This window comes from Pseudomonas sp. NPDC096950 (assembly GCF_044762525.1).
GTDB lineage: Bacteria > Pseudomonadota > Gammaproteobacteria > Pseudomonadales > Pseudomonadaceae > Aquipseudomonas.
In genome coordinates, this window is the sequence record NZ_JBIWEL010000033.1 from 70,545 (window position 1) to 78,369 (window position 7,825).

The window sequence follows — 7,825 nt, forward strand, 5'->3', positions numbered from 1 at the left end:
GCGCTGATGGCTGAAGCCTTCATTGGTTACCTGCTGCCGTGGGGCCAGATGTCCTACTGGGGGGCTCAGGTGATCATCTCGCTGTTCGGTGCGATCCCGGTCATCGGCAACGACCTGACCCAGTGGATCCGTGGTGACTACCTGATTTCCGGTATTACCCTGAACCGCTTCTTCGCCCTGCACGTCGTGGCCCTGCCGATCGTGATTCTCGGCCTGGTGGTGTTGCACGTCTTGGCGCTGCACGAAGTCGGTTCGAACAACCCGGACGGCGTGGACATCAAGAAACACAAGGACGAAAACGGCGTACCGCTGGACGGCATTGCCTTCCACCCGTACTACACCGTGAAAGATATCGTCGGCGTGGTGGTGTTCCTGTTCATCTTCTGCTCGATCGTGTTCTTCTTCCCGGAAATGGGCGGTTACTTCCTCGAGAAGCCGAACTTTGAAGTGGCGAACGCCTTCAAGACCCCAGAGCACATTGCTCCGGTCTGGTACTTCACACCGTTCTACGCGATCTTGCGGGCGATTCCGGACAAGCTCATGGGCGTCATTGCCATGGGGGCGTCGATTGCCATGCTGTTCGTCCTGCCGTGGCTCGACCGCAGTCCCGTCAAGTCCATGCGTTACAAGGGCTGGCTGAGCAAGATCTGGCTGTGGGTGTTCTGCATCTGCTTCGTGATCCTCGGCATCCTGGGCGTATTGGCTCCGACTCCCGAGCGCACGCTGGTGTCGCAGATTTGCACCTTCCTGTACTTCGCCTACTTCATTCTGATGCCGTTCTACACCAGGCTCGAGAAGACCAAACCGGTTCCGGAAAGGGTGACTGGCTGATGAAAAAGCTATTTGCTGTATTGATTCTTGCTGCTCTGCCAGTGTTCTCCTTCGCAGCCGAGCACGGTGGCCCGGAGCTGGAAAAAGTCGACATCGACGTTTCCGACAAGGCGGCCATGCAGGACGGCGCACGTACGTTCGCCAACTACTGCATGGGTTGCCACAGTGCCAAGTTCCAGCGCTATGAGCGCGTTGCCGACGACCTGGGGATTCCTCACGATCTGATGCTGAAAAACCTGGTGTTCACCGGCGCCAAGATTGGCGACCACATGAGCATCGGCATGCAGCCTGCAGACGCCAAGACCTGGTTCGGGGCGGCACCGCCGGACCTGACCCTGGTGGCTCGCGTGCGTGGCACTGACTGGCTCTACGGCTACCTGCGTTCGTTCTATGAAGACCCGACGCGTCCTTGGGGTGTGAACAACAAGGTATTCCCGAACGTCGGCATGCCTAACGTGCTGGTCGGCCTGCAAGGTCGCCAGGTGGTTGGCTGCAAACAGGTTCAAATCGTCGAGGACGGCAAGAAGCAGTATGATCCGCTGACCGGTACGCCGCTGACTCATGAAGCGTGCGATCAGCTGACCATCGTGCCGAAGAGTGGTGCCCTGAACGAAGAGCAGTTCGATGAGAAGGTCAAGAATCTGGTAACCTTCCTCGCTTACTCGGCTAACCCGGTAAAGCTGCAACATCAGCGCATCGGCACCTATGTATTGCTCTACCTGGCGTTCTTCTTCGTATTCGCATATCTGCTCAAGCGTGAATACTGGAAAGACGTCCATTGATAAAGCTGTAAGCAATTGCTGTTAATCGCGCGCGCCCAGGGGCGTCTCTGAAGGTGTAACGAGTCTGGTAAGCCAGGCGTTACGGGAGGCGTCCTCTGGGCGCGCGCGTTTTTCCGCTTCCGATAATTTCAACAAGCGAGGAGGACCGCCATGGGCGTGACCAATCGGTTGGCCTGTTACTCCGACCCCGCCGACCACTATTCCCACCGAGTACGCATCGTACTTGCAGAGAAGGGTGTCAGCGCCGAGATCATTTATGTGGAAGCTGGCCGCCAGCCGCCTAAACTGATCGAAGTGAACCCTTACGGCAGCTTGCCCACCCTGGTCGATCGTGACCTGGCGTTGTGGGAGTCGACCGTGGTGATGGAATATCTGGATGAGCGTTACCCGCACCCGCCTTTACTGCCGGTTTATCCTGTGGCGCGTGCTAACAGCCGTCTGCTGATTCATCGTATTCAGCGTGACTGGTGTGGCCTGGTGGATCTGATCCTGGATTCCCGGTCCAAGGAAGCCGCCCGCGTCGTCGCTCGTAAAGAGCTGCGCGAAAGCCTGACTGGCGTGTCGCCATTGTTTGCCGACAAGCCGTTTTTCCTCAGCGAGGAACAAAGTCTGGTGGATTGCTGCCTATTGCCAATACTCTGGCGATTGCCGATTTTGGGTATTGAACTGCCGCGGCCTGCCAAGCCGCTGCTTGATTACATGGAGCGCTCTTTCGCGCGTGAGGCTTTCCAGGCGAGTCTGTCTGGTGTCGAACGCGATATGCGCTAAGGCTTAAGGAGCCGCTATGAACTCCAGTCGACCTTATCTGGTCCGCGCGCTCTACGAGTGGATTGTTGATAACGATTGCACCCCGCACATGCTGGTCAATTCCGAATATCCGTCGGTGCAGGTGCCTCAAGGTTTTGCCAGTGATGGGCAGATTGTCCTGAACGTATCGCCGGCTGCCGTGCGTCATTTGCACATGGACAACGAAGCGGTCAGCTTCGAGGGGCGCTTCGGTGGCGTGCCGCACACCCTGTTCGTGCCTATCGCTTCGATCCTGGGTATTTACGCCCGGGAGAACGGTCAGGGCATGGTGTTTGATCTGGAGTCGCCTATGGAAGACGACGAAGAGATCGAGCCGGATGATGATGTCCCGCCACCCGACAACGAACCGCCGCGTCCCAGCGGTCGACCTAGTTTGAAGGTCGTGAAGTAATAAAAAAGGCGATCCGGATGGATCGCCTTTTTTGTGCGCGCAACAATCAATGTGGGAGCGGGCCTGCTCGCGAAAGCGGAGTGTCAGCCAACATCATCGTTGAATGTTAAACCGTCTTCGCGAGCAAGCCCGCTCCCACAAGGGTGTCAGTCGATGTACTCAAACAACTTCACGATTTTCTGCACACCGGAAACGCTCTGCACCAGGCTGGTGGCTTGATCGGCTTCCTTCTTGGTCAACAGACCCAGCAAGTAGACGATGCCATTCTCGGTGACAACCTTGATGCGCGAGCCCGGGATGTTCGGGTCGGTGAGCATCTGGGTCTTGATCTTGGAGGTCAGCCAGGTGTCGTTCTGGCGGGCAAGGAAGCCGGACGGTGGCAGGACTTGCAGTTCGTTATGAACCTTCTTCACGCGCTGGACGGCGGAAGCAGCCTGTTCGGCCTTGGCCTTGAGGTCTGCGGTCGGCGTTTGCCCGGCCAGCAGCACCACGCCGTTGAAACTGGTGACGACGATGTGCGAATCGTTATCCAGTGCCGGATCGGCCTTGGCGACGTTCACGCCGACCTTGGTGTCGATCAGGGAGTCATCGATTTTGCTGCCGAAGGTGCGCGTGCCGCGGTCATCTTCAATCGGCGCTTCACGGCTGGCTTTAACCACCGAGGTGCAGCCGCTGATGCCGAGGCACAGGGTCAAGGCCAGAAGGCCTAGGCGATTAGGGGTCATTCTTCACTCCCGAACAGTTGGCTGTCGATCAAGTCGCAAAGGCAATGGATCGCCAGCAGGTGGACTTCCTGAATACGTGCGGTGACATTGGCCGGTACGCGGATCTCGACGTCTTCAGGCAAAAGCAGCGACGCCATGCCGCCGCCATCGCGACCGGTCAATGCTACGACAATCATTTCGCGATCATGTGCGGCCTGGATCGCTTGAATTATGTTCGCCGAGTTGCCGCTGGTGGAAATCGCCAGCAATACATCGCCCGGCTGGCCGAGGGCACGGATCTGTTTGGAGAAGATTTCGTTGTAGCTGTAGTCGTTGGCGATCGAGGTGATCGTCGAGCTGTCGGTGGTCAGCGCGATGGCTGGCAGGCTCGGGCGTTCGCGTTCGAAGCGGTTGAGCAGTTCCGACGAGAAGTGCTGGGCGTCACCGGCGGAGCCGCCGTTGCCGCAGGAAAGCATTTTGCCCTCGTTGAGCAGGGCGTTGACCATCACCTGGCTGGCTTGCTCGATGTGCGGTGCAAGTACGTCCATCGCCTGTTGCTTGGTGTCGATACTGGCCTGAAAAAGCTGGCGAATTCGGGATTGCATGTCCATCTGTGTGACCTTAATTAGCGCGGCTACTTGGCACATGAATGTGCAGCCCGCAAAGCAAAGAGCAAAAGTGTTGGGTGAAGGTGTCCGGTTCGGGGTGCAAGCGATCAGCTGTCGAAGGCATTCTGCAACCAGTTCAACTGATCAAGGTTGCTGTCGATGGCAACCACGTCGAAACGGCAAGGGGAATTGGCCCAACGCGACTCGCGCTGAAGAAAATACTGCGCGGCGAAAATCAGTTTCTGCCGTTTGCGCCCATCGATGCTATCGAGCGCGCCACCCCATTGAGTGTTTTTTCTGTAGCGGACTTCAACGAATACTACTGTATCGCCATCAAGCATGACCAGATCAAGCTCGCCGCGTTTACACAACCAGTTCTGCGCCAGCAGGCGCAGACCCTGTTGTTGAAGATGCTCGAGCGCATGGCGCTCGGCATCCTGACCGCGTTGCTGGCGTGACCTGTCAGGCATCAGTGCGGAGTGTCCGGCAGGCGTTGAACCTGACCATTGACGAACTGTGCCCACGGCAACTGGCGTACCACACGTTGGTTTTGGGTCATGCCGAGGCTGCCCGATTGACCTTCGATGCGGCTGTCCGGCAAGGCCTTGAGTTGCCCCAGGCGCGGTGCCAGGCGATAGGCATCAACACCCATCGCGTACAGGCGGCCGAGGCTGCCACCGGCCTGTGGCCATTGTGCAGTGACCTGTTTGCGCAGCGGATCGTTGGCATCCAGCAACCATGGGGTTTCGCAGAAGCGAACGCCGTTCATGTCGTTGTACTGGTTTACGTCACCGCTGGCGCTGAACACGTGGGACGTCGCGTAGACCGGCACGTCACCGGCGTACTGGAAGTTCAGGGTCGGCTTGATCTGTTGCGCCTGTTGCGGGGTGGCCGCCAGGAAGATGAACTCGATGTCCTGACGACGGGAAGGTTGCGCGGCAACTTGCGAGCCAACGGTGCTCTGCAGGGTTTTCGCACGGCCTTCGCTCTGGCGCAGCTGGAACATGTCGGCGATTTGCTGGGCCAGTTGCACCGGTTGGTCAACGCGTTCGGTGGCAACAATGCTGCCGCCGTTGGCTTGCCAGTCCTGGCTGAAGGCTCTCAGGACACGATCGCCCCATTCGCCTTTCGGCACCATGATGGCAGCGCGATGCAGGCCATCGGCGCGAGCGCGGCGGGACACTTCGCGAGCTTCGTCTTCAGCGGCAAGACCGAACTGGAACAGCTGCGCCGGACCTTGTTCGCCTTCGCTGTAGTTCAGCGCCAGGGTAGTGATCGGCAATTGCGGGCGAGCGCTGAGTTGTTTGACCAGCGGCTTCTCCAATGGACCGACGACCAGTTGCACGCCATCGGCCTGGGCCTTGCGATAGAACTCGTCCATCGAGGTCAGCTTCGAGGTGTCATAGAACACAATGGCTGGCGGCTTCTGCCCGGCCTGTTGCGCCTGGTAGTGAGCGGCCATGAAGCCATCACGTAGCGCCTTGCCGACCGACGCCAACGGGCCGTCCTGCGGCAGCAGCAGAGCGATCTTGCCCAAGGGCTGGCTGGCCAGTTCCTTGAGTTTGGTCAGCGGCAGTGGCAGTTGCAGCGCGGCCGGGTGCTTTGGATTCTGTGCGCGCCACGCGTCGATCGCGGCTTGCTGTTGTTCCAGGGTGCCGGCGGTTTTCACTGCCAGGGCCAGGCTCATCCAGCCGCCGAGGTCATCGGTGGTGGTCGGCTGCAATTGATCGGTAGGCAGCGAGGCGATCAGGGTCCAGATCGCTTCGTGGTTTTTTGCAGCGGCTTCGCCTTCGAGCATCGGCGCAATAAAGATGCGCTCCCGTGCGGCGGCGAGGGTCTGGCCATCGGCTTCAAGAGCGCGGGCGTGAACGGTACCGGTGCGGACCTGTTGCTCGACTGGCAATTCGCCCAGGCGTTGCAGGCTCGGATGACTCAAGGCCGTCAGCGCCGCTTTGGGCTGATTGCGCACCATGGCCAGTTCCGCCGCCAGGGTGCTGGCGAAGACCTGTTGGCCAGGCTTGAGTTGTTCCATCGGTACCTGTTGCAGGATTTGCGCGGACTGGCCGGCATTGCCCTGACGATAAGCCAGGTCTGCCGCGCTCAGGCGAAACAGTGCAGCTTGTTCCGGCGTTTTGCTCTGGGCAGCCTTTTCGAGCAGTTGCTCGATAGTGGCATCCGGGGGCCGTGGAAGTTCGCCAAGGCTGGAGGAGGGCGAGCTGGCGCAAGCCGCCAGCAAGGCAGCGAGGCAGAGGGCAGTGAACAGCCGCAGGCAAGCGATCATGTAGTGTTCCCGATACTCGATCAAATTAGCGTGGAATTGTACCCAAGCACTGGCCGGGGCGCGATGTTACTGGCGTGAATCGATCAATTTAGCTCGTGCAAATGTTGCAGCACTGCACAAAAGGCCCCGAAACCAAGGGTGGCTCGCGCGCGTCGCAAGTGTCACTACGCGCTACAATGGCGACTTTTACCGATCATGAGGTGTGCGCTTTGACTGCTCCAGGTGCTTTGAATTCCGCTGCTGGCTCGCTTTATGTGGTGGCGACGCCCATCGGCAACCTGGACGACATCAGTGCCCGTGCGCTGAAAATCCTGCGTGAGGTGGCGTTGATTGCCGCCGAAGACACCCGTCACTCCCAGCGTTTGATGCAGCACTTCGGCATTCCGACCCCGCTGGCGGCTTGCCATGAACACAACGAACGGGATGAAGGTAGCCGCTTTATCACGCGCCTGCTGGCCGGCGACGATGTGGCATTGATCTCCGATGCGGGGACGCCGCTGATTTCCGATCCGGGCTATCACCTGGTACGCCAGGCGCGTGCGGCGGGGATCAATGTGGTGCCGGTGCCGGGCGCCTGTGCGTTGATCGCGGCATTGTCGGCGGCGGGTCTGCCGTCGGATCGCTTCATCTTCGAAGGCTTTCTGCCGGCCAAGGCCGTGGGCCGTCGGGCTCGTCTGGAGCTGGTCAAGGAAGAGCCGCGCACACTGATTTTCTATGAGGCTCCGCACCGGATCCTTGAGTGCCTGCAAGACATGGAGCTGGTGTTCGGTGGCGAGCGCCCGGCGTTGCTGGCCCGGGAAATTACCAAGACCTTCGAAACCCTTAAAGGGTTGCCGCTCGCCGAGTTGCGCGAATTCGTCGAGTCCGACAGCAATCAGCAGCGCGGTGAATGCGTGGTGCTGGTGGCCGGTTGGTCCGCGCCGGAGACGGAGGACGCCGTCAGCAGCGAAGCGATGCGCATCCTTAATTTGTTGCTCGAAGAAATGCCGCTCAAGCGCGCCGCAGCGTTGGCGGCGCAAATTACCGGCGAGCGCAAGAATGTGCTCTATCAAGTCGCTCTGGATAAACAGAAGGGCGAGTAAAAACCCGACGCGCAGGCGTGGCTGGCGGCTATTAGCGCTTGTTCTTCGGCCGCTCTGCCGTTAACCTTCGCGGCGGAGAGTCGATTGGACAGTCGCTGCCCTCTATGAAAATTAGGGGGGGGAGGAAAGTCCGGGCTCCATAGGGCGAAGTGCCAGGTAATGCCTGGGAGGCGTGAGCCTACGGAAAGTGCCACAGAAAATAACCGCCTAAGCGCTTCGGCGCCGGTAAGGGTGAAAAGGTGCGGTAAGAGCGCACCGCACGTCTGGCAACAGCCCGACAAAACCGATCATGCCCGCCAACGCCCGCTGCTTGAAAGCCCTCAAGGCCCGGAAGTGGTG

9 protein-coding genes and 1 other RNA gene are annotated in these 7,825 nt (G+C 59.5%); 6 read left to right on the forward strand and 4 right to left on the reverse strand.

Going from position 1 to position 7,825, the window contains the following annotated elements; translation table 11 throughout:
* From ACIQY3_RS31575 to ACIQY3_RS31590, 4 genes are all read left to right on the forward strand, one after another.
* The coding region (locus ACIQY3_RS31575) for a cytochrome bc complex cytochrome b subunit (RefSeq protein ID WP_403027879.1) at positions 1 to 831 on the forward strand (831 nt) is incomplete at its 5' end.
* Positions 831 to 1,613 carry a cytochrome c1 gene (locus ACIQY3_RS31580; RefSeq protein ID WP_054045580.1) on the forward strand — a complete coding sequence of 261 codons (783 nt, stop codon included), beginning with the start codon at positions 831 to 833 and terminating at the stop codon, positions 1,611 to 1,613. The genes ACIQY3_RS31575 and ACIQY3_RS31580, both read left to right, overlap by 1 nt.
* A gap of 150 nt (positions 1,614 to 1,763) precedes the next feature.
* Positions 1,764 to 2,381 (forward strand): glutathione S-transferase N-terminal domain-containing protein, encoded by a 618-nt coding sequence (locus ACIQY3_RS31585; RefSeq protein WP_008155978.1) that lies wholly within the window; start codon positions 1,764 to 1,766, stop codon positions 2,379 to 2,381.
* Positions 2,382 to 2,397: 16 nt separating this feature from the next.
* On the forward strand, positions 2,398 to 2,811 hold the full coding sequence (locus ACIQY3_RS31590) for a ClpXP protease specificity-enhancing factor (RefSeq protein ID WP_054045578.1): 414 nt from the start codon (positions 2,398 to 2,400) through the stop codon (positions 2,809 to 2,811).
* Between the two features lie 146 nt (positions 2,812 to 2,957).
* On the opposite strand, the gene ACIQY3_RS31595 is transcribed toward ACIQY3_RS31590, so the two are convergent.
* The 4 genes from ACIQY3_RS31595 to ACIQY3_RS31610 all read right to left on the reverse strand — a co-directional run bounded on the left by ACIQY3_RS31595 (position 2,958) and on the right by ACIQY3_RS31610 (position 6,404).
* A complete protein-coding gene (locus ACIQY3_RS31595; RefSeq protein WP_403027883.1) occupies positions 2,958 to 3,536 on the reverse strand; it encodes a BON domain-containing protein in 579 nt (192 codons plus the stop codon).
* Entirely contained in the window at positions 3,533 to 4,126 is a 594-nt protein-coding gene (locus ACIQY3_RS31600) for a phosphoheptose isomerase (protein WP_007904374.1), read from the reverse strand. The genes ACIQY3_RS31595 and ACIQY3_RS31600 overlap by 4 nt, the downstream gene beginning before the upstream one ends.
* 104 nt (positions 4,127 to 4,230) lie before the next feature.
* On the reverse strand, positions 4,231 to 4,593 hold the full coding sequence (locus tag ACIQY3_RS31605; protein WP_403027898.1) for a YraN family protein: 363 nt from the start codon (positions 4,591 to 4,593) through the stop codon (positions 4,231 to 4,233).
* Positions 4,593 to 6,404: a penicillin-binding protein activator gene (locus ACIQY3_RS31610; RefSeq protein ID WP_403027886.1), complete on the reverse strand. Its 1,812-nt coding sequence runs from the start codon at positions 6,402 to 6,404 to the stop codon at positions 4,593 to 4,595. The genes ACIQY3_RS31605 and ACIQY3_RS31610 overlap by 1 nt, the downstream gene beginning before the upstream one ends.
* Positions 6,405 to 6,580: 176 nt before the next feature.
* Between ACIQY3_RS31610 and rsmI the strand changes: the two genes are divergently transcribed.
* Both rsmI and rnpB read left to right on the forward strand, forming a co-directional pair.
* Positions 6,581 to 7,486, forward strand: coding sequence for a 16S rRNA (cytidine(1402)-2'-O)-methyltransferase (gene rsmI / locus ACIQY3_RS31615; protein ID WP_169373142.1), 906 nt, complete (start codon positions 6,581 to 6,583; stop codon positions 7,484 to 7,486).
* A gap of 76 nt (positions 7,487 to 7,562) precedes the next feature.
* Positions 7,563 to 7,825, forward strand: an RNA gene (gene rnpB, locus ACIQY3_RS31620) — RNase P RNA component class A; the annotation flags it as partial.

Excerpts from the sequence above, each read along its gene's own strand:
- ACIQY3_RS31590 (WP_054045578.1), top strand. The coding sequence starts at position 2,398 with ATGAACTCCAGTCGACCTTATCTGGTCCGCGCGCTCTACGAGTGGATT.
- ACIQY3_RS31610 (WP_403027886.1), bottom strand. The coding sequence starts at position 6,404 with ATGATCGCTTGCCTGCGGCTGTTCACTGCCCTCTGCCTCGCTGCCTTG.
- ACIQY3_RS31600 (WP_007904374.1), bottom strand. The coding sequence starts at position 4,126 with ATGGACATGCAATCCCGAATTCGCCAGCTTTTTCAGGCCAGTATCGAC.
- ACIQY3_RS31580 (WP_054045580.1), top strand. The coding sequence starts at position 831 with ATGAAAAAGCTATTTGCTGTATTGATTCTTGCTGCTCTGCCAGTGTTC.
- rsmI (WP_169373142.1), top strand. The coding sequence starts at position 6,581 with ATGGCGACTTTTACCGATCATGAGGTGTGCGCTTTGACTGCTCCAGGT.
- ACIQY3_RS31595 (WP_403027883.1), bottom strand. The coding sequence starts at position 3,536 with ATGACCCCTAATCGCCTAGGCCTTCTGGCCTTGACCCTGTGCCTCGGC.
- ACIQY3_RS31585 (WP_008155978.1), top strand. The coding sequence starts at position 1,764 with ATGGGCGTGACCAATCGGTTGGCCTGTTACTCCGACCCCGCCGACCAC.
- ACIQY3_RS31605 (WP_403027898.1), bottom strand. The coding sequence starts at position 4,593 with ATGCCTGACAGGTCACGCCAGCAACGCGGTCAGGATGCCGAGCGCCAT.